The sequence below is a fragment of the Oerskovia sp. PE-21s genome (genome assembly GCF_056158145.1).
The window spans coordinates 201,854-226,245 of the sequence record NZ_JBUXJM010000002.1 but is presented as its reverse complement, the minus strand read 5'-3'; the positions used below and the strand labels follow the sequence as shown (position 1 = coordinate 226,245).

At 71.8% G+C, this 24,392-nt stretch carries 16 protein-coding genes, 1 pseudogene and 1 riboswitch; of the genes and pseudogenes, 7 read left to right on the top strand and 10 right to left on the bottom strand.

Annotation, left to right across the window (positions count from 1 at the left end):
• The first annotated feature begins 126 nt into the window (after window positions 1-126).
• The 6 genes and pseudogenes from ACZDYF_RS03950 (at window position 127) to galK (ending at window position 7,013) form a co-directional block, all read left to right on the top strand.
• Window positions 127-1,188, top strand: coding sequence for an efflux RND transporter periplasmic adaptor subunit (locus ACZDYF_RS03950; RefSeq protein ID WP_475053665.1), 1,062 nt, complete (start codon window positions 127-129; stop codon window positions 1,186-1,188).
• Entirely contained in the window at window positions 1,185-2,072 is an 888-nt protein-coding gene (locus ACZDYF_RS03945) for an ABC transporter ATP-binding protein (protein ID WP_475053663.1), read from the top strand. The genes ACZDYF_RS03950 and ACZDYF_RS03945 overlap by 4 nt, the downstream gene beginning before the upstream one ends.
• The gene (locus tag ACZDYF_RS03940; RefSeq protein WP_364076457.1) at window positions 2,069-3,268 is read left to right on the top strand and encodes an ABC transporter permease; all 1,200 of its coding nucleotides are present in this window, start codon (window positions 2,069-2,071) and stop codon (window positions 3,266-3,268) included. Before ACZDYF_RS03945 ends, ACZDYF_RS03940 begins: the two co-directional genes overlap by 4 nt.
• Before the next feature lie 383 nt (window positions 3,269-3,651).
• On the top strand, window positions 3,652-4,506 hold the full coding sequence (locus tag ACZDYF_RS03935) for a DeoR/GlpR family DNA-binding transcription regulator (protein WP_475053660.1): 855 nt from the start codon (window positions 3,652-3,654) through the stop codon (window positions 4,504-4,506).
• A pseudogene (gene galT, locus ACZDYF_RS03930) lies at window positions 4,503-5,684 on the top strand (galactose-1-phosphate uridylyltransferase); the annotation flags it as partial. The gene ACZDYF_RS03935 and the pseudogene galT, both read left to right, overlap by 4 nt.
• Window positions 5,658-7,013 (top strand): galactokinase, encoded by a 1,356-nt coding sequence (galK, locus tag ACZDYF_RS03925; protein WP_475054597.1) that lies wholly within the window; start codon window positions 5,658-5,660, stop codon window positions 7,011-7,013. The pseudogene galT and the gene galK, both read left to right, overlap by 27 nt.
• Here the strand turns inward: galK and ACZDYF_RS03920 are convergent.
• From ACZDYF_RS03920 to ACZDYF_RS03910, 3 genes are all read right to left on the bottom strand, one after another.
• Window positions 6,990-9,173 (bottom strand): MMPL family transporter, encoded by a 2,184-nt coding sequence (locus ACZDYF_RS03920; RefSeq protein WP_475053658.1) that lies wholly within the window; start codon window positions 9,171-9,173, stop codon window positions 6,990-6,992. The two genes, galK and ACZDYF_RS03920, sit on opposite strands and share 24 nt — an antisense overlap.
• 178 nt (window positions 9,174-9,351) lie before the next feature.
• The gene (locus ACZDYF_RS03915) at window positions 9,352-12,663 is read right to left on the bottom strand and encodes a 3-keto-alpha-glucoside-1,2-lyase-like domain-containing protein (protein ID WP_475053655.1); all 3,312 of its coding nucleotides are present in this window, start codon (window positions 12,661-12,663) and stop codon (window positions 9,352-9,354) included.
• A gap of 174 nt (window positions 12,664-12,837) precedes the next feature.
• The gene (locus tag ACZDYF_RS03910) at window positions 12,838-13,446 is read right to left on the bottom strand and encodes an ArsR family transcriptional regulator (protein WP_475053653.1); all 609 of its coding nucleotides are present in this window, start codon (window positions 13,444-13,446) and stop codon (window positions 12,838-12,840) included.
• Window positions 13,447-13,535: 89 nt separating this feature from the next.
• On the opposite strand from ACZDYF_RS03910, the gene ACZDYF_RS03905 reads away from it, so the two are divergent.
• Window positions 13,536-14,831, top strand: a complete 1,296-nt coding sequence (locus tag ACZDYF_RS03905; protein WP_475053648.1) for an MFS transporter — start codon at window positions 13,536-13,538, stop codon at window positions 14,829-14,831.
• Window positions 14,832-14,852: 21 nt separating this feature from the next.
• Here the strand turns inward: ACZDYF_RS03905 and ACZDYF_RS03900 are convergent, their stop codons facing one another.
• From ACZDYF_RS03900 to chvE, 7 genes are all read right to left on the bottom strand, one after another.
• Window positions 14,853-15,656 (bottom strand): exodeoxyribonuclease III, encoded by an 804-nt coding sequence (locus ACZDYF_RS03900; RefSeq protein WP_364076434.1) that lies wholly within the window; start codon window positions 15,654-15,656, stop codon window positions 14,853-14,855.
• 121 nt (window positions 15,657-15,777) lie between these two features.
• Window positions 15,778-17,241: an MFS transporter gene (locus tag ACZDYF_RS03895; protein WP_475053642.1), complete on the bottom strand. Its 1,464-nt coding sequence runs from the start codon at window positions 17,239-17,241 to the stop codon at window positions 15,778-15,780.
• A gap of 98 nt (window positions 17,242-17,339) precedes the next feature.
• Window positions 17,340-18,233 carry a bifunctional methylenetetrahydrofolate dehydrogenase/methenyltetrahydrofolate cyclohydrolase gene (locus tag ACZDYF_RS03890; RefSeq protein ID WP_475053637.1) on the bottom strand — a complete coding sequence of 298 codons (894 nt, stop codon included), beginning with the start codon at window positions 18,231-18,233 and terminating at the stop codon, window positions 17,340-17,342.
• Window positions 18,234-18,343: 110 nt separating this feature from the next.
• Window positions 18,344-19,627, bottom strand: a complete 1,284-nt coding sequence (glyA, locus tag ACZDYF_RS03885) for a serine hydroxymethyltransferase (RefSeq protein WP_191789406.1) — start codon at window positions 19,625-19,627, stop codon at window positions 18,344-18,346.
• Window positions 19,628-19,706: 79 nt separating this feature from the next.
• A riboswitch (ZMP/ZTP riboswitch) is annotated at window positions 19,707-19,797 on the bottom strand.
• 333 nt (window positions 19,798-20,130) lie between these two features.
• A complete protein-coding gene (mmsB, locus tag ACZDYF_RS03880; RefSeq protein WP_191789407.1) occupies window positions 20,131-21,303 on the bottom strand; it encodes a multiple monosaccharide ABC transporter permease in 1,173 nt (390 codons plus the stop codon).
• Window positions 21,300-22,850, bottom strand: coding sequence for a multiple monosaccharide ABC transporter ATP-binding protein (mmsA, locus tag ACZDYF_RS03875; RefSeq protein ID WP_475053626.1), 1,551 nt, complete (start codon window positions 22,848-22,850; stop codon window positions 21,300-21,302). Before mmsA ends, mmsB begins: the two co-directional genes overlap by 4 nt.
• Window positions 22,851-22,993: 143 nt before the next feature.
• On the bottom strand, window positions 22,994-24,121 hold the full coding sequence (gene chvE, locus ACZDYF_RS03870; RefSeq protein WP_225226712.1) for a multiple monosaccharide ABC transporter substrate-binding protein: 1,128 nt from the start codon (window positions 24,119-24,121) through the stop codon (window positions 22,994-22,996).
• Window positions 24,122-24,392 lie beyond the last annotated feature (271 nt).

The following is a 24,392-nucleotide window of genomic DNA, read 5'->3' as shown; positions in this document are numbered from 1 at the left end:
GGGCATCGACAACGCATCACGGCAGGAACCACACCTGATCGTGATCTTCTCCGCAGACATCTCATACCTGAGGTGGATACGCGGGCCGAATCGGCCCCCCTAGGCTTCCCGGAGCATGCCAAGACCTTGAGCCTCCTGCTCATCGGATTCACCTGGAGACCTGCCGTGGGCGTCACCCGCCGGATCATCTTCCCAGCCCTTCGCATCGTGATCTGGGCGGTGATCGCCGTCACCCTCGTCGTGATCGCCTTCAAGTCCGCGCCGCAGGCCGAGGGCGACACCGAGACCCCCTCGGCCGTCGTCACGTTGCCGCAGGTGGCCGTGGCCAAGGGACCCATCACCAACACCGTGACCCTCACGGGCCAGGTCGTCGCGGACCCGGCGAGCACGGAGAAGGTCACCCAGCTCGGCAAGGTCACGGCGGTGCACGCCAAGGTCGGCGACGTCGTCGCGGTCGGCGCCCCGCTGCTGGAGGTCACCCTCGAGACGCCGCAGGAGCCGCTCGTCACGACGAACAAGGAGACGGGCGAGGAGACGGTGACCGAGCGCAAGCCCAAGGTCACCAAGAGCACCATGAAGGCCACGACGGCCGGGACGGTCGCGACCTTCACCGCGATCAAGGACCAGGAGGTCGCGGTCGGCGACACGTTCGCGACGGTCTCCCCCGGCACGCTGTCGGTGTCCGCCTCGATGCTCCCGGAGCAGCAGTTCCGCCTCCTGACCATCCCCACCGAGGCGACCGTGACGGTCACCGGCGGGCCGGCACCCTTCACGTGCACCGGACTGCGCATGGGCACGGCCGCAGCGGCGCCTGCGGAGAACCCGGACCCGACGGGCGCCGAGCCCGGTGCGACGCCTTCCGCGTCGATCACGTGTGCCGTCCCTGCGGGCGTCACGGTCTTCGCCGGCCTCGCGGCCAAGCTCGAGGTCACCGCCGGCTCGGCCGAGGAGGCGCTGCTCGTCCCCATCACCGCGGTCCAGGGATCGGTCGAGACGGGCAACGTCTGGCTCGCGGGCGAGGAGGGCGGCGAGCCCGTCGAGACGGCCGTGAAGCTCGGGATCACCGACGGCACCCAGGTGCAGATCGTCGAGGGCGTCGCCGAGGGCGACCTCGTGCTCCAGTTCGTTCCTGGCCAGGACGTCGCCCCGGTCGACGAGGACATGATGTACGGAGGCTCGGCCGGATGAGCCTGCTCGAGCTGCACGGCGTGACCCGGTCGGTCCGCCTCCCCGACGACCGGATCCTGGAGATCCTGCGCGGGATCGACCTCACGGTCGACGCGGGCGAGCACGTCTCGATCGTCGGCCGGTCGGGGACCGGCAAGTCCACGCTGCTCAACATCCTGGGGCTGCTCGACACTCCCACGGCGGGCGACTTCCTGCTCGACGGCGTGCCCATCGGCCGCCTCTCGGGGCGGGTGCGCGCGCGCCGGCGCGGCGCGGACTTCGGCTTCGTGTTCCAGCAGTTCAACCTGCTCCAGGCACGCACGGCCCTCGAGAACGTCGCCGCTCCGCTGCTCTACGCCCAGGGCAAGCAGTTCTGGGCCCGCAAGCGCCTCGCGGCGGAGATGCTCGAGCGCGTCGGCCTCGGCGACCGCCTCGACACCATGCCGGAGAAGCTCTCGGGCGGCGAGCAGCAGCGCGTCGCGATCGCCCGTGCGCTGGTCCGTGGTCCGCGCGTGATCCTCGCCGACGAGCCCACGGGCGCTCTCGACGTCGACACGGGCGGCGAGGTCATGGACCTTCTCGACACGATCGCCCAGGAGAACGGGTCCGCCCTGATCGCCATCACGCACGACCTCGCGGTCGCCTCGCGCGCCAAGCGCCACTTCCGGCTCGCCGAGGGGATCCTCACGCCCATCGCGATCGGTGCACGCAGCGCGGGCTCCCTCGACGGCCTGGGCTCCGGCATGGAGCACGTGCCCGACGGCGAGGACCACCAGGCGGAGCACGTCGCCGTCACGCTGGGCTCGGTCGCGCCCGCCCCGGCGGCAGGCGCCGAGCCGGCCGGGACGCCCCGTCCCCGCACCGGCGTCGACGGGCTCTTCGACGACTCGGTGGTGGCCTCGTGACCGGCTTCTTCGGTGCCCTGGCCGAGGCGTGGGACGAGCTGCGGGTCCACAAGCTCCGGGTGCTGCTCGCGCTCATCGGGGTCGCGGTCGCGGTCTGCGCGATCACGACCATCACGGCGGCGGGCGACATGCTGCGCCAGGTGTCGGCCGAGGCCAACGAACGCTGGAGCGGCCGCCCGGCGACCCTCAGCGTCTCGGCGTACCCGACGGGTCAGGAGATCCCGGGCGTCGAGGAGTACGTCGCCGCCTACGAGGACATCGCAGCCCGCTACGAGGTCGAGTACTCGTCCATGGTCATGTGGTCCGAGACGACCTTCCGGTTCCCCGGCGGGACCATGCCGACGCAGACGAACGCGGTCAGCGCCGACTGGGCCACCATGCACCGCTTCGTGGTGGACGGCGGCCGGTGGTTCACCGAGAGCGACGCCGACAACCTCTCCCCCGCGCTCGTCGTCAACCAGGCGTTCCTCGACGCGCTCGGCCAGCGTATCGAGGATCACCCGACGATCACGATCGGCGGAGAGAACCCGGTCGAGGCGACGATCATCGGCTCCTACGCCAACACCTGGCCGGGCGAGTCGCCGAGCGCGTACATGCTCGTCGAGTCCAAGCTGCGGTGGAGCACCCCCGAGTCGCTCATGAACGCGGGGCCACCGATGCTCGAGCTCTGGGTCCCGACCGACACCGTCGACGCGCTCACCGACGCGGTCCGCCGTGACCTGTCCGGTGCCATCGCCGGGGCGCAGGTCGACGTGTCCCGCATGGACAGCCCGGAGATGAACATGATCGACGGGGCCACCAAGTGGGTCATCCTGGGCGTGAGCGCGGTCGCGCTCCTGCTGGGCGGCCTCGGCCTCGTCAACATCGCGCTCGTCACCGTGCGCTACCGGATCCGCGAGATCGGCATCCGCCGCAGCTTCGGGGCGTCCTCCGGTCGGGTCTTCTTCTCGGTGCTCATGGAGAGCGTCGTCGCGACCGTCGTGGCCGGGGTCGTCGGGGTCTCGCTCGCGATCGTGATCCTGCACAACGTACCGCTCGACACCATGATGGGCTCGCCCGTCCAGGACCAGCCGGGCTTCCCGGTCTCCGCCGCCGTGACCGGCATGGTCGCGGCAGTCAGCGTGGGCGCTCTCGCCGGTCTGATCCCCGCGCTCGTCGCGGTCCGGGTCAAGGTGATCGACGCCATCCGCTACTGACCCGACGCTCGTGGGAGGGCGTGCCGCACAGCAGCGCACGCCCTCCCAGAGCCCGACGAACCACCGCGGTCGAGGCCGCGCGCAGTGTCGACACGCATGTCCTAGGGGGGCACCGCATGAACCTACCGTCATCCACCCGGCCGTCCGGGCCCGGGCGCGCCCGGCCAGCGCCCGCGAGGGCCCTGGTCCTCGCGCTCCTCGCCGCGCTGCGCGGGGGCATCTGACCCGGGACGCACCCCTCGACGGCCGACCACCCGCCCGGGTGGTCGGCCGTCGTCGTCGGGCGGCGGCGCCGTCCACCGTGCCGACCGGGACGTTCGCCGCGACCAGCCCCACCATGTTCAACATTGTTTGTTTCTGTTCGAATGTGTCACCATGGCTGCATGCTCGCCTCCCAGCGCCACGAACGCATCCTCGCGGGGCTCCGCGACCACGGTGCCGTCCGGATCGCCGACCTGACCCAGGAGCTCGGGGTCTCCGACATGACGGTCCGCCGAGACCTGCTCGAGCTCGCCGAGCAGGGCCTGCTCCGCAAGGTCCACGGCGGCGCGGTCTCGCCTCAGGCCACGTCCCACGAGCCCGGGTTCGAGGCCAAGAGCACCCTTGCTCTCGACGAGAAGCGCGCGATCGCCCGCGCCGCCACGCGTCTCGTCTCCCCCGGGTCCTCGATCGCCCTGTCCGCGGGCACGACGACGCACCTGCTCGCGGTCGAGATCGCGGCGGACCCGCGGCTGCGCCCGCTGACCGTCGTCACGAACTCGCTCCCGGTCGCCGAGGCCCTGCACCGCGCGGGCGACCCGCGGCTCGAGACCGTCCTGACCGGTGGCTCCCGGACGCCGTCGGACGCACTGGTCGGCCCCCTCACCGAGGCCGCGCTCACGAGCCTGCGCGTGGACCAGACGTTCCTGGGCGCGCACGGCGTGAGCGTCGAGGCCGGGCTGACGACCCCCAACCTGGACGAGGCCGCGACCAACCGAGCGCTCGTCGCGATCGCCGGGCAGACGGTCGTCCTGGCCGACCACTCCAAGTGGACCACCACGGGCCTGAGCGTCTTCGCGCGGCTCGACCAGGTCGACGTCCTCGTGACCGACGAAGCCCTCCCCGCCGGCGACCAGGCAGCCGTGCGCGACGTCGTCGAGCACCTCGTGGTCGTCACGCGCGACGGGCCGACTCCGCCGGCCCTGCCTGGCCCGTACCCACCCACCCCCGCACCCCAGGACGGTCGTACCTCCCGATGAACCAGCACCTGCGCCGCACCCCGACCCGCCTGGCCGACGGCCGCGAGCTCGTCTACTTCGACGACTCGCCCGCGTACGTCGCGGGCGAGCTCACGCGTCGGCTCGACGACCCCCGCCCGCTGGGCGACCGGTTCGCCGCCGTGACCGGCCCCGACGGGCACGAGCACCCCTACACGGGCCCCGAGATGCGCCTCGACCCGCTCTCGGGCGACTGGATCCCGATGGCCGCGCACCGCATGAACCGCACGTTCCTGCCAGCTGCGGACTCGTGCCCGCTGTGCCCGGCCCGCCCCGGCGCGGCCTACTCGGACGGCGAGGTCCCGGACACCGACTACGACGTCGTGGTCTTCGAGAACCGCTTCCCGTCGCTCCAGCTCGTGCCGGGCGTCTCCGACGTCGACGGAGCGCTCGAGGGCGAGGGGACCCTCGAGACCCGCGCTCCGGCGTCGGGCCGTTGCGAGGTCATCGTCTTCTCGAGCGACCACTCCTCGTCGTTCGGCGCGCTGCCCCCGCAGCGAGTGCGCACCATCATCGACGCGTGGGCCGACCGCACCGAGGCCCTCGGGCGCGAGCCTGGCGTCGAGCAGGTCTTCTGCTTCGAGAACCGCGGCCAGGAGATCGGCGTCACGCTCCACCACCCCCACGGGCAGATCTACGGCTACCCGTACCTCACGCCCAAGACCCGCTCGATGCTCGCCCAGGCCCGCGCGCACCACGAACGCACGGGCGGCAACCTGCTGCGCGACGTCCTGGACGCCGAGCTCGCCGACGGCCGTCGCATCGTCCTGCAGACCGAGCACTGGGTCGCCTACGTGCCCTTCGCGGCCCGCTGGCCCGTCGAGGTGCACGTCGCGCCGCGCCGGGACGTGCCCGACCTGCCCGCGCTCACCGACGCCGAGCGCGACGACCTCGCGGTCGCCTACCTCGAGCTCCTGCGCCGCCTCGACCTGTTCTTCGAGGGGCCGGGTGGCGCGCCCGTCCCCCTGCCCTACATCGCGGCCTGGCACCAGGCCCCGGTGCGCGAGGGGCGCGAGCTCTCGCGCCTGCACCTGCAGGTCTTCTCGGTGCTGCGCGCACCGGGCAAGCTCAAGTACCTCGCGGGCTCGGAGTCGGGCATGGGCGCCTGGGTCAGCGACACCACCCCCGAGCGGATCGCGGCGCGCCTGCAGGCGCTCGCCCCGGCCCCGGCGGCGCAGTGGGTCGAGTCCTGGTCCGACGACGTCGGTGCGGACCGCGTCCGGCAGGCCTTCGCGGCCGCGTACCCCACGGACGGCACGGAAGGCGGGGACGAGGCGGACGTTGCCCCCGAGGTCCGCGTCTACGCCGCACCGGGGCGCGTCAACATCATCGGCGAGCACACCGACTACAACGCCGGGCTGTGCCTGCCCATCGCGCTCCCCCACCGCACGTACGTCGCGCTGCGCCCCCGGACCGACTCGGTCGTGCGCCTCGCCTCGGCCCAGGAGCCCGGCGCCGCGTGGACCGGGCGGCTCGAGGACGTCGCGCCCGGAGCCGTGACCGGCTGGGCCGCGTACGTGGCCGGGGTCGCCTGGGCGCTCGGGCAGCACCTCGAGGCGACCGGCGGTTCGGCCGAGACCATCCGCGGCTTCGACGCCGTGGTCGACTCGTGCGTGCCCTACGGCGCGGGCCTGTCGTCCTCGGCCGCGCTCGAGTGCTCGGTCGCGGTCGGGATCGACGACGTCGCCGGCCTGGGTCTCGCGGCCACCGACGCCGGTCGCGCGACGCTCGCGGCCGCCGCGATCCGCGCCGAGAACGAGGTCGCGGGCGCCCCGACGGGCGGCATGGACCAGTCGGCCTCGCTGCGCTGCGCCCCCGGCCATGCGCTGCTCCTCGACTGCCGGCCGGGGCTCGACCCTGCCCGCGCCGTCGAGCAGATCCCGTTCGACCTCGCGGCCGAGGGGCTCGCGCTGCTCGTGATCGACACCCGGGCCGAGCACGCCCTGGTCGACGGCCAGTACGCGCAGCGACGGGCGACGTGCGAGGCGGCCGCTGCGACCCTGGGGCTCGCGAACCTGCGCGAGCTCGCGGACTCGGTCATCGCTGCCGCGGCGGGAACCCCGAGAGGCGAGGCGGCGTTCGCCGAGGCCCTCGGCGAGGCACTCGACCGCCTGCCCGACGACGTCTCGCGCCGCCGCGTCCGGCACGTGGTGACCGAGATCGCCCGGACCCAGGACCTGGTGTCGCTGCTGCGCGCGGGGCGAGCCTCCGACGTCGGGCCGCTCATGGACGCGTCCCACGCGTCCCTGCGCGACGACTACGAGGTCTCCGCGACCGAGCTCGACCTCGCGGTCGAGGCCGCACGGGACGCCGGCGCCCTGGGGGCACGCATGACGGGCGGCGGGTTCGGCGGGTCCGCGATCGCGCTGGTCCCGGCCGACCGCGCCGACGCCGTCGCGGAAGCCGTCGCCGCAGCCTTCGCCCGAGCAGGGCTCGGCGCGCCCGGGTTCCTGCTGGCCGTACCGTCAGCCCCGGCCGGCGCCTGCTGACGTCCCGCTGCCCACGAGGGTGCGCGGCGAGGGCTCCTCGCCGCGCACCCCGTCCGGCCCGACGCCGTGGCGCGTCCGCGCACCCGGGAACCACCAGTTCCAGCGCCCCAGGAGCGACATCGAGGCCGGGAGGAGCAGGCCGCGGACGATCGTGACGTCGAGCAGGACAGCGACCGCCATGCCCACCCCGATCTCCTTCATGGCCACGAGGTCACCCAGCGCGAAGCCCGCGAACACGATCCCGATCGACACGGCCGCGACCGTGATGACGGGACCGGACGCCACGATGCCCGCGAGGACCGCGCGGTCGTTCGCGCGGCGGTCGTCCCCCGTCCGACGGCGCCACTCCTCCGCGATGCGCGCGAGGAGGAACACCTCGTAGTCCATCGACAGGCCGAACAGGAAGACGAACAGCAGCGCCGGACTCGTGGCGTCGATCGTGCCCGTGGGCTCGAAGCCCAGGAACCGCGCACCCCAGCCCCACTGGAAGACCGCGACCAGGACCCCCAACGACGCGGTCAGGGCGAGCAGGTTCAGGACCAACGCCTTGAGCGGGACCACGACCGAGCGGGTGAGCCAGCCCAGCAGGAGCATCGCGGGCAGCACGACCACGGCGAACGCCCAGGGCAGCCGGTCGCGCGACTGCTGCGTCGCGTCGACCAGCTCGGCCGCGGGGCCCGCTACCTGCACCGAGAACGGGACGTCGAGCGCCCGCACGTCCCGGACCACGGCCTGCGCCGTCTCGTCCGTCGCGGTGCCCACCGGGGTCACCTCGGCGACCGTCACGTCGGGCGGGAAGTCGGTGAGGTGCTCGACGTCCTCGACACCGGGCAGCGCGTAGACCGCGTCGAGGAACGACTGGACGCCGGGATCCTCGACGGGCGCCCCCAGCACGAGCTCGACCGGCTGGACGCCCAGGATCTCGAAGTCCTGCTCGATCCTCTCCTGGGCAACCCGCTCCGGCGTCCCCGGCGGGAGCGAGCGGGCGTCCGAGGCGCCCAGCGCGAGCGACGCCAGCGGCGCGCTCAGGAGCAGGAGGACCGCAGTCGACCCGAGCGTCACGGCCACGGGGCGGCGCTGCGCGAACGCCGCGGACCGGGCGAGCAGACCGGAGCCGCGCCCCGTGCGGCGGCGGGCCCAGGTCCGGGTCCGCGCGGCCGGGATCGACGCGCGCAGCACCGCGACCAGGGCGGGCACGAGCGTGAGCCCGGCGAACGTCGTGAGCGCGACCACGAGCAGGCCGCCCAGCGCCATGCTCGCGAGCAGGGGGTCCGCCAGGACGAGCAGCCCACCGAGCGCCGACGCGACCGCGAGCCCCGAGACGAGGACCGCCCTGCCCGCGGTCGACACGGTCCGGGCCAGCAGCTCCTCGAGCGGGGCCCCGGGCGCCGCCTCACGCTCCTCCCGGAACCGCACGATCACCAGGAGGCTGTAGTCCACCGCCAGGCCGAGGCCCAGGAGCGTCACGACGTTGACCGCGAACTCGCTCACGGGCACCGCGCCGGCGAGCGCGCTCAGCGCGAGGAGGGAGGCCGCGATCGACGCGAGCGCGGCGACGATCGGTGCCAGCCCGGCCCGCAGGCCGCCCAGCACGAGCACCAGCACGACGCACAGCACCACCAGGGCGACCGACTCCCCCACCACGGCGTCGGCCGTCGCGATGTCGGCGAACGTCCGCTCGGCCATGAGCTCCCCGCCCACGACGACCTCAGGGGCGTCGATGGTCTGGAGAGCAGCCGTTACACGGTCCCCGACCTCGAGCGCCTGCTCGTCCGTGAGGTCGGGGTCGAGCTCGACCACGACGAGCGAACCGAGGCCGTCGTCCGAGATCAGCCCACCGGACGTGAAGGCGTCCGAGACCTCCAGGACCCCCGGCATCTCCCGGACCTCGTGCATCACGCGGCTCCCGCTCTCGACGAGCGAGGGCGTGAAGAAGTCGACCCCGCCGACGACCGCCGTGAGCGTCTCGCCCTGCGGGTCGAGCTCGTCGAGCAGGGCCTGCGCCCGGGCCGACGGCGCGCCGGGCGGCAGGCTGTCGACCGTCGTCGTGCGGTCGAAGACCCCGCCGCCGATCACCGCGCCCAGCAGGGCGAGCACTCCCCACAGGGCGAGGACGGCGATGCGATGCCGGGCCATGACCCGTCCCAGGTGCGCGAGCATGGGTCGACTACCTCCCGACGACACGGTGGGACGTCGTCGTCGACGCCCCGGCAGATGGTGACAGACGCTGCGCCGCAGCAGCAAACGAGGCTGCGCCTGTCGTGGTGGGTGCGTGGTTCGGCTGCGACACACCGGGCGTGTCGCAGCCGAACCACGCACTCAGCGAGGAGCTGTCACGTCAGCCACAGCTCGACGCGTCGTAGGCCGTCTCGACCACGACCTCCTTGTCCCCTGCGCTCGCCGTCACGGTCGCCGCCCCGGCCTCGATCGAGGTCGAACGCGTCGCGAACGTCTGCTGGGCGGACTTGCCCGGCAGGACGCCGACCATGGTCTTCTTGCCGAACGGCGTGCTGAGCACGACGTCGACCGGCACCGTGTCGTCGTTGACGGCACGCACGGTGAGCGTGACCTTGCCGGCCACGCACTTGGGCTGGACCGTCACCGACACCGCGAGCTCGGGCTCGGGCTCGGCACCCAGGTCCTTGACGCGGATGTTGCGGTAGGAGACCGTCTCACCGGCGCCGTGGTTCTGGATGCCGATGAACCCGCTCGACAGGTCGCGCGCCGGGTCGGTGCTCGTGAAGTCGTTGACGAGCACGTCGTTGAGGTAGATCCGGATGCGGTCGCCCTCGACACGGATGTCGTACGCGTTCCACTGCCCGACGGGCTTGAGGGCCGCGCTCACGGCCGCCGCGTCAGCACCCTGGAACGTGTAGATCGCGCCCGTGGTGCGGTCGGCCGCGTCGCTCGCGTCGATCTGGATCTCGTACCCCTGGTTGACCGCGACCCAGGGGTCGTTGCCGGGGTTCGGGAAGCCGACGAACACGCCGCCGTTGTCGTCCTTGACGAGCTTCCAGTCGAGCTTGAGCGAGTACTCCTCGAGCTCCTGGGCCGTGTACCAGAGCAGACCCATGCCGCCGTTGGTGCGGATCGAGCAGTCGTCCTGGCGGCCGAAGGTCCCGGAGCCCGCGAGCTTCCAGTCGGCCAGGCTCGCGAGGGTGCCGTCGAAGATGCCGCGGTAGCCGTCCTCGACGTCGGCCGGGGAGCAGATGTCGGGGTTCTGCCCGATCGACAGCACGTCGAGGTTCACGTTGCCCTGGTCACCCTGGTCGTACTTGAGGGTGATCGTGTTGTGCCCCGCCGTGAGAGCGACGTCACGCGTGATCGTGTCCCAGACCTTCCAGTCGCCGGTCGTGGGCAGCGTCCACGGGCCGACCTTCTGGCCGTTGACGTAGAGCGACACGTCCTTGGAGCGCAGCTCGGTGTACGGGTGGATGCCGTTCGCGTAGCGCAGGTTGAGCGGGTAGGTGCCCGCCTCGGGAACCGTCACGGCGAACGTGCGGCCGGAGCCGACGTTCTGCATACCGGCGGCGAAGCCCGTGCCGGAGTAGTTGCTGTGGTCCGAGCCGAGGCTCGAGCCACCGAGCGGCTGCGCCTCCTCGGCCTCGTACCAGCCGCGGTCCGCCGGGGCGACGTAGCCGGGCAGCGAGTTGAGCGTGTACCAGGCCTCGGTGCTCAGGAGCTCGGCGCCCTCGTCCGAGGCGAACGGGCGCGGGGAGCGCAGGTGCACGACGTGCCCGGGCTTGAGCCCGTCGACCGTGAGGGTGACGGTGGTGCGGTCCTCGGACACGGTGGCGTCCGTGACGAACAGCGGCTGCTCGTCGACCTTGGGTCCGCCGTACTGCTGGGTCGGCACGTAGCGCCACTGCGTGAGCTTGTAGGCGTCGGCCAGCTTCGCGACGACGGCGTCGGACACCGGGTCGGTGTACTCGATCTCGAACCCGCCCTCGACGACGCGCATCTCCACCATGTCGAACGAGTCCTCGTTCACCGTCGCGAGCTTCTGCAGGCCGAACCGCAGCTTGCCGGACTCGCCCCAGTTGCCGCCCTCGCCCGTCCCGCCGACGTACAGCGCGCCGTCGGGGCCCGTGATGACGCGGTTGGCGCCCACCTCGAGGCCCGCGGTGTGGCGGAAGACCGCCCCTTGGAACTCGCCGTCGACCTTCTCGAGGAACGCGCGCTGGAGACCGCCGTAGGTGACGTCGCCGAGCAGCATCTGCCCAGCGAACTCGCCGTCCTGCACGAGGATCGGATTGCCTGGGGAGTTGGCGATCTCGTTCTGCGGGAGCCACAGCGCGGGCTGGGACACGGGGTTCGCGTCGAACGGCCCGGCCGGGGTGGTGAAGTGGTTGAAGAACTTGTCCTGCTCGATGTGCACGAGCTTGTTCGCGGGCAGCCACGCGCCCTGGTTGTCCGTCCCGAAGATCTCGCCCTCGGGGCCGAAGCCGATGCCGTTCGGGGTGCGCAGGCCGCCCGCGACGTAGCTGACCTCGCCCGTCGCGCGGTCGATCTTGATCGACGTGCCACGGTTGGCGGCGGGCTGCGGGGTGGTCGTCGCGCCGCCGTTGTCGATCGCGACGGAGAGGTTGACGTAGAAGTAGTTCTCGTCGTGGATCAGGCCGAACGCGAACTCGTGGAAGTTCCCCCCGTCGGGCCAGCCGGCGATCTTCGTGTGCGTGTCGTAGAAGCCGTCGCCGTCCGGGTCGGTGAGCTGCGTGAGCTGGTACCGCTCGGAGACGAAGATCGAGTCCTCGATGACTTCGATGCCCATCGGGTTGAGCAGCTTGTCCGCGACCTTGGTGACCGTGACGTCCTCGGGTCCGGTCGCGTCGATCACGCCGTCGAGGAGGTACACCTCACCGGTCGTCGGGTCGGGCCGCCAGCCGCCGGAGCTCACGTCGCCCGTGGTCACGACGGCGAGCTTCTCGTCCGGCGTGAACGCGAGGCCCGAGACCTTGGGCTCGAAGCCCGCGGGACGCAGGTCGATCAGCTCGTAGTTCGGGTTGACCGTGTCCAGGCGCAGCCCGTCGCCCGAGGTGTCCGTGGCCCCCTCGCAGTACTTGTTGCCGGGCGCGGTGACCCGCACGACGTTCGCCTCGGTGCTCAGGGCCGACGTCGGGACGACCTGGAACGTCGAGGACCCCGGGGTCTTCCACGCGAGCGTCAGGCGCTGCTTGTCGGTGCCCTCGTAGTACTCGACCCGCAGGTCGTGCGCCCCTGCGGTCAGGGTGATCGCCCCCTCGACCGAGGTCGAGTCGTTGGGTCCGTCGTTCTCGAGGAGGAGCTGGTCGTCGACGTAGACGAGCGCGCCGTCGTCGTTCGTCACGCGGAACGTGTACTCGCCCTCCGCGGGAACCGTGAGCGTCGCGAGCGCGTGCGTGATGAAGCGGTCGGACGCGCCGAACTGCTCGGGCGTGCTCCAGTCGATCGTCGGCATGAGCTTGTCGACGTTGGGCGTGGTTCCCGACTTGAGGGTGCACACGGACCCGGGGTCCTGGGCGAGCTGGAAGGTTCGGAGCGTGACGCCCGGCTCCATCTCGGTGTCGGCCGCCTGGGCGGACGGGAGCGCTCCGGCGAAGGCGAGCGGGACGAGCAGCGAGGCTCCGAGCAGGCCTGAGAGGCCTCTTCGATGACGTGAGGGGATTCGCACTGGAGATCTTCCTCCTTGAAGACGAGTCAGCGTTGACTCTCGGACCCTAAGGAGGCTTTTGTCTTCTGTCAACCAAAAGTTGCAAGTTGTCAGGCAGATTGAGACCGGACGATCCGGCTCCGCCGCGTCGAGTGCATGACTCTGCTGCGACACGCCCGGCGAGTCGCAGCGAGATCATGCACTCGGGCGCGGTTCGCGGCTCGTGTCGTGGTGGATCGCGACGAACACCGACCACGGCTCGCCGTCGGCCACCGGCTCACGCTGCCGGAAGTCCTCGAGGACCTCGTTCAAGCGCTGCGACAGCTCCTCGCGCCCCGCGGCGTCGAGCCGCAGGCCGAGCCTGCCCATGTCGACGGTCGCAGGATCAGCCACGGCCAGCTCCTCCAGGAACGCGTCGAGCAGCACCCGGTGACCACCCGGCCCCAGGTCCGCCGTCCACGACCTGCCCGTCGCGAGGTACGGCACCTCCCGAGCCCCGCGCGCCCCCGTGCGCTCGGGCTGCGCCGCGAGAAACCCCCGCGCGACGAGCGTCCGGACGTGATGGAGCGTCGTCGCCGGGTTCTTGCCGAGCACCTGGGCGATCTCCTTGTTGGTCCGCGGTTCGTCGAGGCAGATGCGCAGGATCCGCACGCGCACCGTCGACGCCAGAGCGCGCGCGTCGGCGTCCCGCTCGGCGACCGAGTCGCCGGCAGTCGGCAGGTCGGCAGTCGGCGCGTGCGCACCGCGCGCGGCAGCGCCGGCCACCGGAACTGGCGCCGCCGCGCCGGCCACGGGCTCGGACACTGGCGGCGTGGGGTGAGTAGCACGATCCGGGGTCACCCCCACAGGCTAACTGATTGACATTTCTCAATCACTTGCACCAGGCTGACCGCATGACGCCCGACGAGCCCGCGCCGAGCACCACCGCTGCCCCGCGCAGCCTGGTCCACCATCGCGACTTCCGGCACCTGTGGGGCGGGGACGCGCTGGGCCAGCTCGGCGCCCAGCTCACGGGGTTCGTCCTGCCGATCTTCGCCGTGACCCACCTGCACGCGAGCGAATGGCAGATGGGCGCCCTCAACGCCGCCGAGACCGCGGCCTTCCTCCTGCTCAGCCTGCCCGCGGGTGCCTGGGTCGACCGGATGCGCAAGCGCCGGGTCCTCGTCACCGCCGACCTCGCGCGTGCCGCGATCCTCTCGGTCGTGGTCGTCGCCGCCCTGACCGGCCACGCGAGCATGGGACTGCTCATCGGCGCGGCCGTCGTCATCAGCACGTTCAGCCTCTTCTTCGACGTCGCGCACCAGAGCTACGTACCCGGCCTCGTCGGGCTCGACCACGTCGTCGAAGGAAACTCCAAGCTCCAGGCGACCCAGTCCGTCGCGATGATCGCCGGGCCCGCGATCGGCGGCGTCGCGCTGCGCGTGCTGTCCGCGCCGCTCGTCATGGTCGCGACCGTCTGCACCTACCTCGCGAGCGCGCTCGCGGTCTCGCGGATCCGCCACCACGAGGACCTCCCCGACCCGGCGGCACGACGCCCCCTGCGCACCGAGATCGCCGAAGGGCTCCGCTTCGTCGCGAGCGAGCCCCTGCTCCGCCGCATCCTCGCGTGCACGTCGCTCGGCAACCTGGGCGGCGCGATCGGCAACGCGGTCGTGGTGATCTTCGCGCTGCGCACGCTCGACGTCGGGACGGCGACCTACGGCGTCGTGCTGTCGGCGAGCGCGGCCGGCGGGCTGCTCGGTGCGGTCCTCGCCGACCGGGCGGCACGGTGGGTCGGCCCGGCGCGGGTCATCCCCGCCTCAGCGGTGTTCACCGGGGTCTCGTACGCGATCACGCCCGCGGCAGCCTGGGTGGCGGCCACGGGCGCCGCCGACGCCCTCGTTGCGGTCGTGCTCGTCGTCGGGGGCTTCGTGTTCAACCTCGCGGTCGTCGTCTACAACGTCGCGCAGGTGAGCTTCCGCCAGCGACTCTGCCCGCCCGCGCTGCTGGGGCGCATGAACGCCTCGGCCCGGTTCCTCGTGTGGGGCCCCCTCCCGATCGGCGGCCTGCTCGGCGGGTGGATCGGGACCGTGTGGGGCGTGGCGCCCGCCCTGTGGGTCGGGGCGCTCGTCATGTCGCTCGGGGCACTGCCCGTGCTGCTGTCACCGTTGTCCCGCATGAGCGAGCTGCCCGTCCCGGCCCGCGACTGACGCCGGGGCGGGAGCGTCCCGTCAGAGGTCGTACGTCGCGACCAGCGCGGCATGGTCGCTCCAGCGGCTCTCGTAGTCGTCGGCGCGGTCGACCTCGACCTTGACCGCGCGCTCGGCGAGCGCGGGCGTCGCGAGCTGGTAGTCGATGCGCCACCCTGAGTCGTTGACGAACGCCTGCCCGCGCCACGACCACCAGGTGAACGGCCCGGGGCCCTCGCCGCCGTGCTTGCGACCGAGGTCGACCCAGCCGAGCTCGTCGAACCAGGTGTCCAGGTAGGCACGCTCCTCGGGGAGGAAGCCGGCCGACTTCTGGTTGCCCTTCCAGTTCTTGATGTCGACGTTCTTGTGCGCGATGTTCACGTCGCCCGCGACGACCGCGAGACCGCCCGCGGCAGAGAGCTCGCGCAGGCGCTCGGTGACCTTCTCGAGGTAGGCGTACTTCTCGTCCATCTTGGGCGTGCCCGCGGTGCCCGAGTGGATGTACGTCGAGACGACCGTGAGCCTCTCGCCCGACGGCAGCTCGAGGTCGGCCTCGACCCAGCGGCCCGTGTCGACCGGAGGCTCCGGCTCGCCCTTGCCCAGCCCGACGCGCACTGCCGTCACGGGCAGGCGCGACGCGACCGCGACACCGGCCCGGCCCTTGATGTCGCACGCCTGGTGCGCGATGTGCCAGTCCTCGCCCACGAGCTCGTTCAGGATCTCGTCAGGCGCGCGGACCTCCTGCAGGAGCATGACGTCCGGGGTGCGCGACGCGACCCAGGCGTCCATCCCCCGGCGGTAGGCGGCGCGGATCCCGTTGACATTGGCTGTAGCGATCGTGAGCACCTCGACATCAAACCCCACGCCACCCACACGAGCGAAAACCGCGCGGCGAGACGCTGGTCACGGCCCGCCATGGACGGCCCGTGGCCGCACGGCACGTGTCAGAGCGAGCGAAACCCCCGCATCAGGCCGGTTCTGACAGGTCCTCCGGCAGCGACGCCTCGCGGAACCTCCCCGCGAGCAGCACCGTCGCGAGCGCCAGCACGGCCAGCACCCCGAACCCTGCGCGCAGCGCGTCGGTCGTCGCGAAGACCCCGGTCATCGCGCCGCCGAGCACCGCGCCGACGTACGTGAAGACGTTGAGCCTGGCCACCGCGCGGTCGGTCGCGTCCTCGACCGTCGGGAGGTCCGTGCTCGTCCCCGCGGCACCGACCGTCACAGCGGCCCCAGCACCGGCCCCCGCGACGGCCTCCGCCGCCCGGTCGCCCGCGGCTGAGAACGCCATGGGCGCCACGACCCCGAGCCCCAGCCCGGTCGCGGCGAACCCCAGCACCGCGAGCGGCCACACGGGCGAGACCGCGACGAGCCCGAGCCCCACGACGCCCACGGCGCCTCCGAGCGCCACGACCCGCACGCGCCCCCAGCGTTCGACCGCCCGGTCTCCCAGGAGCCGCGAGCAGATGAGGGTCGCCTGGTAGGCGCCGAAGCCCAGCGGCCCGACGACGGCGCTCGCCCCGAGCACGCCCTGCAGGAACGTCGCGCCCCAGCTCGAGACCGCGGAGTCCGCGACGGGGAAGGCCAGCATCGCGATGCCCAGCACGATCACGGTCCCGGCGCCCACCATGCCGGTCGCGCCACGAGCGCCGGCCGCAGCGGCAGCGCCGACCCCCGCCTCGCCGTGGCCGGTCACCGCGGACCCGCCGGCCGACCTGGCGACGGGAGCGACGCCGTCGGGCACCTGGCTCCCGCTCCCCGCCGCAGGCCCCCCGGAGGACCCCGCGACCGCGACCGCCGCGGTCCGCGAGAGCAGCCCCGCCCGCAGCACGAGCACCGCCACCGCGACCACCCCCGCCACGAGAGCGAGCGACACGGGCAGCGCGAGCCCTAGGGCCGCAGCCCCCGAGACCGCGAGCGAACCGACGACCCCGCCCGCCGCGTTGGCCGCGAAGAACGCCGCGATGAGGCTGCGCCCGTAGGCGCGCTGCACGTCGATGCCCTGCATGGACGTCGACGCGTCGACCGACCCGAGCGCGAGCCCGTACACCGCGAACGCGAGGAAGAAGGTCGCGAGCAGCCCTGCCCCTGCGCTCAGCCCGACCGCGAGGATCCCCGCCGCCGCGACGAGGAGCCCGCCCGTCACGACGCGCGCCGACCCGAACCGGGCCGCGAGCCACCCCGACAGCGCGCTGCCCGTCGCCGCGCACACGCAGACGCCGAGGATCACGAGCGTGATGACGTCGGGGCCGATGCCGAGGTAGCGCTCGTACGTCGGGATGTTGGTCAGCATCACGGCGAACCCGAAGCCCTGCGCCGCGTACGCGGCCGTGGCGCTGCGGCGGGCGCGCCGGACGGACGGAGGGACGGCGAGAGGCGCAGGGACGAGGGCCGCGATGCCGTCGTCCCCCCTAGCCCGGGACGCGGGGGTCATGGCGGAACACTAGACCTGCGCAGGGCCGGCGCACGACAGGACGTCAGGAAACGACGGGACGGGCGCGACCCGCAGGTCACGCCCGTCCCGGGAACGGGTCAGACGCTGGCGATGCCCGCCGCGCGCTCGGCCGAGTCCACGACGTTCGCGAGGAGCATCGCGCGCGTCATCGGCCCGACACCACCCGGGTTGGGCGAGATCCAGCCCGCGACCTCGGCCACGGCCGGGTCGGCGTCACCGACGACGCGGCTCTTGCCCGTCTCCTCGTCGACCTCGCGCGAGACGCCCACGTCGATCACGACGGCGCCCGGCTTGACCATGTCGCGCGTGATGATGCCCTTGACGCCCGCGGCGGCCACGACGACGTCGGCCCGCCGGACGAGCGAGGCCAGGTCCTGGGTGCCCGTGTGCGTGAGCGTGACGGTCGCGTTGACCGCGCGGCGCGTGAGGAGCAGGCCGATCGAGCGGCCGACGGTCACCCCGCGCCCCACGACCACGACCTCCTTGCCCGCGAGCGAGACGCCGTGGCGCTCGATGAGCTCGATGATGCCGCGCGGCGTGCACGGCAGCGGCGACGTGACGTCCTCGTTGACGCGCAGCACGAGGCGCCCGAGGTTGGTCGGGTGCAGGCCGTCGGCGTCCTTGTCGGGATCGATGAGCTCGAGCACGCGGTTGGTGTCGATGCCCTTCGGGAGCGGGAGCTGCACGATGTACCCGGTGCACGCGGGGTCCTCGTTGAGGCGGCGGACCGCGGCCTCGATCTCCTCCTGCGTGGCCTCGGCGGGCAGGTCCTCGCGGATCGAGGAGAGACCGATCTCGGCGCAGTCGCGGTGCTTGCCCGCGACGTACCACTGCGAGCCCGGGTCGTCGCCGACCAGGAGGGTGCCGAGGCCCGGCACGACGCCGTGCTCGGCGAGGGTCACGAGACGGGTCTTGAGCTCGGCCTTGATGGCGGCGGCGGTGGCCTTGCCGTCCAGGATCTGCGCGGTCATGGGGCTCCTCGGGGTCTGGCGGGGACGAACAGACCGCTGAGTGCGGAGCAGTTGTCGCGGATCGGCCGGATCGGCGACAAGTACTCCGCACTCAGCGGGTCGTGCGTGACTTACTGCGACAGTCCCGGGTACAGCGGGAAGTCGGCCGTCAGCTTGCGCACGCGAGCGCTCAGGCCCTCGACGTCCGCGCCGGCACCGGCCTTGAGGGTCGCAGCGATGATCTCGGCGACCTCCGTGAACTCGGCGTCCCCGAAGCCACGGGTCGCGAGCGCGGGCGTGCCGATGCGCAGGCCCGACGTGACGCGCGGGGGACGCGGGTCGAACGGCACGGCGTTGCGGTTCACGGTGATGCCCACGGCGTGCAGGAGGTCCTCGGCCTGCTGGCCGTCGAGCTCCGAGTGGCGCAGGTCCACGAGGACCAGGTGCACGTCGGTGCCACCGGTGAGGACCGAGACCCCCTTCTCGGCGACGTCGGGCTGCGCCAGGCGGTCCGCGATGATGCTCGCGCCGCGCAGCGTGCGCTCCTGACGGTCCTTGAAGTCGTCCGAGGCGGCGATCTTGAACGACACGGCCTTCGCAGCCACGACGTGCATGAGCGGGCCACCCTGCTGACCCGGGAACACCGCGGAGTCGATCTTCTTGGCGTACTCCTCCTTGGAGAGGATGAAGCCCGAGCGGGGGCCGCCGATGGTCTTGTGGACCGTCGAGGACACGACGTCGGCGTACGGCACCGGGGACGGGTGCAGACCCGCGGCGACGAGGCCGGCGAAGTGCGCCATGTCGACCCAGAGCTTCGCGCCGACCTCGTCCGCGATCTCACGGAACGCCGCGAAGTCGATGTGGCGCGGGTACGCGGACCAGCCGGCGATGATCACGTCGGGGCGGGTCTCGAGGGCCGTCTTGCGGACCTCGTCCATCTCGATGCGGTACGACTGCGGGTCCACGCCGTACGCGGACACGTCGTACAGCTTGCCCGAGAAGTTGATCTTCATGCCGTGCGTGAGGTGGCCGCCGTGCGCCAGCTCGAGGCCGAGGATCTTGTCGCCCTTGTTGATGAGGGCGTGCAGGACGGCCGCGTTCGCGGTCGCGCCGGAGTGCGGCTGGACGTTGGCGTGCTCGGCACCGAACAGCGACTTGGCGCGGGCGATCGCGAGGTTCTCGGCGACGTCGACCTGCTCGCAGCCACCGTAGTAGCGGCGGCCCGGGTAGCCCTCGGCGTACTTGTTCGTGAGGACCGAGCCCTGCGCCTGCAGGACGGCGCGCGGCACGAAGTTCTCCGAGGCGATCATCTCGAGGGTGTCGCGCTGGCGCGCGAGCTCCCCGTCGAGGACCGCGGCGATCTCCGGGTCCACCTCGAGCAGGGACTGGTTCAGGACGTTCGGCTGAGCGCTCATGCGTCTCCTTGGGTGTGTCTGCGGATGACGGTCTCGCGGGAGGGCATACCCCGTCCGGGCACGCTCCCCACAGGGGGCGACCCGGGGCCCAGGCGAACGACCCGTCGTCTACACAGCATGCCGCTCCCCGGTGGTGATCCACCATTCCCGTCCGTCCCGCGGCCTCCCCTGGGGGCGGCGTGCGGGGCGCGGGTGCGCCAGTCGCGACGAGCACGATCCTAGCCCACGTCCGCACGCCGCGGCAGTGGCGACCGTCACGCCCTGCCGGTTCCTCCTGCCCGACGGCGGAGCGCACGTCGGGCGGGCACGTCGCCCTCGGCGAACGGGCACGGCACCCTCGGCGAGCGGGCACGTCGCCCTCGGCGGAAGGGTGAGCGAGCGGCGCCGTCGGGCCTGGGGACGACGCAGCGGGGTGCGCGCGGTCCCCGCCGCACGCACCCCGCTGGTCCGTGACCTCGGGAGAGGGTGTGCGCCCTCCCCCGCGTCACCTCCTGATCGCCGGCTCAGGAGAGCGCGGCGCGCCTCTTGCTCAGCAGGTCGAACGCGACCGCGAGGAGCAGGACGAGGCCCTTGATCGCCTGCTGCCAGGCGGCGTCGACGGCCATGATCGACAGACCCATGTTCAGCACGCCCATGATGAGCGCACCGATCATGGCCCCGGACACGCGCCCCACGCCGCCCGCGACCGCGGTGCCGCCGATGAAGCACGCGGCGATGGCGTCGAGCTCGTAGTTCATGCCCGCCGCGGCCACGCCGGCACCGGCGCGCGAGGTCGTGATGACGGCCGCGACCGCGGCCAGCACGCCCATGTTGACGAAGATGCCGAAGTCGACGCGGCGCGAGTTGACGCCCGACAGCACGGCCGCGTGGCGGTTGCCGCCGATCGCGTAGACGTGGCGGCCGAACACGCTGCGGTTCAGGACGAACGAGTACGCGATGATGAGGATGCCCACGATGAGCAGCACGATCGGCGTACCGCCCGAGCTGAGCGACAGCCAGTACGTCACGACCCCGATCAGCACCGCGGCCAGGACGATCTTGACGACGAACGCGGGCAGCGGCTCGACCGCGAGCTCGTGGCGACGCAGCGACATCCGCGAGCGCCACTGCGCCACGGCGAACGCCACGATGCCGATCCCGCCGATCACGAGGGTCACGACGTCGAGGTTGCCGACGAACCCGAACCAGTTGGGCACCGAGCCGTTGCTGATCGCGATGAACCCGCTGGGCAGGCCCGCGACGGTGGTGCCGACCAGGACGATCGCGAGGCCGCGGAAGATGAGCATGCCCGCGAGCGTCACGATGAACGCCGGTATCCCGACGTAGGCGACCCAGAAGCCCTGCCACATCCCGACGAGCGCCCCGACCCCGAGGGACAGGACCACGGCGAGCAGCCACGGCAGCTCCCACTGGCTCATCATGATGGCGCACAGCCCGCCGACGAAAGCGACGACCGAACCGACCGACAGGTCGATGTGCCCGGCGACGATCACCATGACCATGCCGATCGCGAGGATCATCACGTAGGCGTTCTGCTGGATGAGGCTCGCGACGTTGTTCGGGTAGAGCAGGCGCCCGTCGGTGAGGACCTGGAAGAGCAGGACGATCACGAGCAGTGCCGCGACGATGCCGTACTGGCGGACGTTGCGGCCGAGGTATTCCCTGACGGCGTTCATCGGACGTCGACTCCCTTGTCCATGGTCATGTAGTGCATCAGTGCTTCTTGGGTGGCGTCGGCTCGCGCCACCTCTCCGGTGATCCGGCCCTGGCTCATCGCGTAGACGCGGTCGCACAGGCCGATGAGCTCGGGGAGCTCGGACGAGATGACGACGACGGCCTTGCCCGCGTCGGCGAGGGCGTTGATGATCGCGTAGATCTCGTACTTCGCGCCCACGTCGATGCCGCGCGTGGGCTCGTCGAGGATGAGGACGTCCGGGTCGGAGTAGACCCACTTCGACAGGACGACCTTCTGCTGGTTCCCGCCCGAGAGCTTGCCGGCGATCGCCTCGACGGTGGGCGCCTTGATCCGGAAGTCCGTGCGGTAGCGCTCGGCGACCTGGGTCTCGGCCTGCGAGTCGACGACGCCCCAGCGGGACACCTTGCCGAGCGCGGAGGCCGAGATGTTCTCCCGGATGGTCTGGATGAGGTTGAGGCCGTACCGCTTGCGGTCCTCGGTCGCGTACGCGAGCCCGTGCCCGATGGCCTCGGAGACGCTGCGCGTCCTGATGGGCGTGCCGTTCTTGTAGACGGTCCCGGAGATCTTCGCCCCGTAGGAGTGTCCGAACACGCTCATCGCGAGCTCGGTGCGACCTGCACCCATGAGCCCGGCCATGCCGACGATCTCTCCGGCGCGCACGGACAGGTTCGCGTGGTCGACCACGACGCGCTCGGTGTCGATCGGGTGGTGCACGGTCCAGTCCTCGATGCGCAGCACCTCCTCGCCGATGGTCGGCTCGTGGTCCGGGAAGCGGCTGTCGAGCGAGCGCCCGACCATGCTGCGGATGATGCGGTCCTCGGTCACGGGCTCGGCGCCGTGCAGGTCGAGCGTCTCGATCGTCGCGCCGTCGCGGATGATCGTCACACGGTCGGCGATCGCGGCGATCTCGTTGAGCTTGTGGCTGATGATGATGCAGGTGATCCCGTGGCTGCGGAACTCGTCGATGAGCTTGAGCAGGTGGGCGCTGTCCTCGTCGTTGAGCGCCGCGGTGGGCTCGTCGAGGATGAGCAGGTCCACGCGCTTGGACAGCGCCTTGGCGATCTCGACGAGCTGCTGCTTGCCGACGCCGATGTCCATCGACTTGGTCGCGGGGTTCTCGGACAGGCCGACGCGCTCGAGCAGGGCCGCGGCCTCGCTCGTGGTGCGGTGCCAGTCGACGATCCCCGCGGAGGCCTTCTCGTTGCCGAGGAAGATGTTCTCCGCGATCGACAGGTGCGGGACGAGCGCCAGCTCCTGGTGGATGATGACGATCCCGCGCGCCTCGCTGTCGCGGATGGTCCTGAACTCGCACGTCTCGCCGTCCATGACGATCGTGCCGTCGTAGGTGCCGTGCGGGTAGACGCCCGACAGCACCTTCATCAGGGTCGACTTCCCGGCCCCGTTCTCCCCGCAGATCGCGTGGACCTCGCCCCGGCGCACGTCCAGCGTGACGTCCTGCAGGGCCTTGACGCCGGGGAACTCCTTGGTGATCCCCCGCATCTCGAGGATGTTGCTCTCGCTGGCCATGGGTCAGCTCCTCACTCGTCCGTTCCGTGGTGGCCCGTCGCCGCGGCGGTGCCGCGGGTCGGGCGACCGTCTCGCCCGTCGTGCTGCGCGGACCGTGCCCGGCCCGGGGGCTGCTGCCCCGGGGCCGGGCACGGTGCGTCCGGTCAGAGGCCGAGCTTGTCGGCCGTGTAGAAGCCGGAGTCGACGAGCGTCGTCTGGACGGTGTCGGCGGTCACGACCTGCGGGTCGAGGAGGAACGAGGGCACGACCTTCACGCCGTTGTCGTAGGTCTCGGTGTCGTTGACCTCGACCTCCTCGCCGTCGACGATCTGCTGGACCATCTTGGCGACCTGGTCGCCGAGCGTGCGGGTGTCCTTCCAGACCGTCATGGCCTGCTTGCCGGCGAGCATGTTCTTCACGTTGGCCTCGTCGGCGTCCTGGCCCGTGACGAGCGGCCAGCCCTCTCCGGCGGAGTAGCCGCTGCCCTCGAGCGCCTGCTCGATGCCGAGCGCGAGCGAGTCGTTGGGCGAGAGGACGACGTTCACCTTCTTGTCCGTGTAGAACGAGTTGAGGCGGTTCTCCATCTCGGACTGGGCCTTGGCGGACTCCCAGCCCTGGATGCCGATCGTGGTCCAGTCGTCGACCGTGGCGGGCGCCTTGCCCGAGGGCACGACGAGCTGGCCCGACTCGACGTAGGGGGTCAGGACGTCCCAGGCGCCCTTGAAGAAGAAGCGGGCGTTGTTGTCGTCGGGCGACCCGGCGAAGGGCTCGAGGTTGAACGGTCCGGCGCCGCCCTCGAGGCCGAGCTGCTCGGCGATGAACTCGCCCTGGAGCGTGCCGACCTTCTCGTTGTCGAACGTCGCGTAGTAGTCGACGTGCTCCGAGTCGTTGATGAGGCGGTCGTACGCGATGACCGGGATCTCCTCCTTGGCGGCCGCGTCGAGGACCGGGCCGAGGGCCGTGCCGTCGATCGAGGCGATGACCAGGACGTCGGCGCCCTGGTTGATCATGTTCTGGAGCTGGGTGATCTGCTGGTCGACCTTGTTGTCCGCGTACTGGAGCGTGGTCTCGTAGCCGGCGTCGCCGAGGAGCTCCTCGAGGTGTGCGCCGTCGTTGTTCCAGCGCTCGAGGCTGCGGGTCGGCATCGCGATGCCGATCAGGGGCGTGTCGCCACCGCCGGTCTCGCCGCCGCCCGACTCGCTGCCCGCACGCTCGGAGCTGCATGCCGTGAGGGCACCGAACAGGAGCGTCATCCCAGCAGCGGCCGCGACCGCCTTGCGCATTGACGTCATCGTCATTCCCTTTCGTCGTCGAACCAGGGGGCGGGCCTCGGCTGTGAGGCCCGCGTCGCCTCCGAGCCGCGGAGGGGGTCCGCGTTGCCTCGGTCGGCACTGGAGCGAAACTAGCCAGGCTTGAGTTAGAGCGTCAAGCGCAGTAACCAGTTCGTGACCTAATTGTGTTCGAGACTCAAACTCAGAGTGGAAGCGGTACCACCGCTCCACCCCCGGAAAAGGCCCGTGTCGCCTCGGTTCTCCGGCCCTCACCAGCGTGTACGCTGCTGCC

Coding starts and splice junctions, on each gene's coding strand:
- ACZDYF_RS03895 (WP_475053642.1), bottom strand. CDS start 17,241: ATGACCCCCGCGTCCCGGGCTAGGGGGGACGACGGCATCGCGGCCCTC.
- ACZDYF_RS03935 (WP_475053660.1), top strand. CDS start 3,652: ATGCTCGCCTCCCAGCGCCACGAACGCATCCTCGCGGGGCTCCGCGAC.
- chvE (WP_225226712.1), bottom strand. CDS start 24,121: ATGACGTCAATGCGCAAGGCGGTCGCGGCCGCTGCTGGGATGACGCTC.
- ACZDYF_RS03920 (WP_475053658.1), bottom strand. CDS start 9,173: ATGCTCGCGCACCTGGGACGGGTCATGGCCCGGCATCGCATCGCCGTC.
- glyA (WP_191789406.1), bottom strand. CDS start 19,627: ATGAGCGCTCAGCCGAACGTCCTGAACCAGTCCCTGCTCGAGGTGGAC.
- ACZDYF_RS03945 (WP_475053663.1), top strand. CDS start 1,185: ATGAGCCTGCTCGAGCTGCACGGCGTGACCCGGTCGGTCCGCCTCCCC.
- ACZDYF_RS03905 (WP_475053648.1), top strand. CDS start 13,536: ATGACGCCCGACGAGCCCGCGCCGAGCACCACCGCTGCCCCGCGCAGC.
- ACZDYF_RS03890 (WP_475053637.1), bottom strand. CDS start 18,233: ATGACCGCGCAGATCCTGGACGGCAAGGCCACCGCCGCCGCCATCAAG.
- mmsB (WP_191789407.1), bottom strand. CDS start 21,303: ATGAACGCCGTCAGGGAATACCTCGGCCGCAACGTCCGCCAGTACGGC.
- mmsA (WP_475053626.1), bottom strand. CDS start 22,850: ATGGCCAGCGAGAGCAACATCCTCGAGATGCGGGGGATCACCAAGGAG.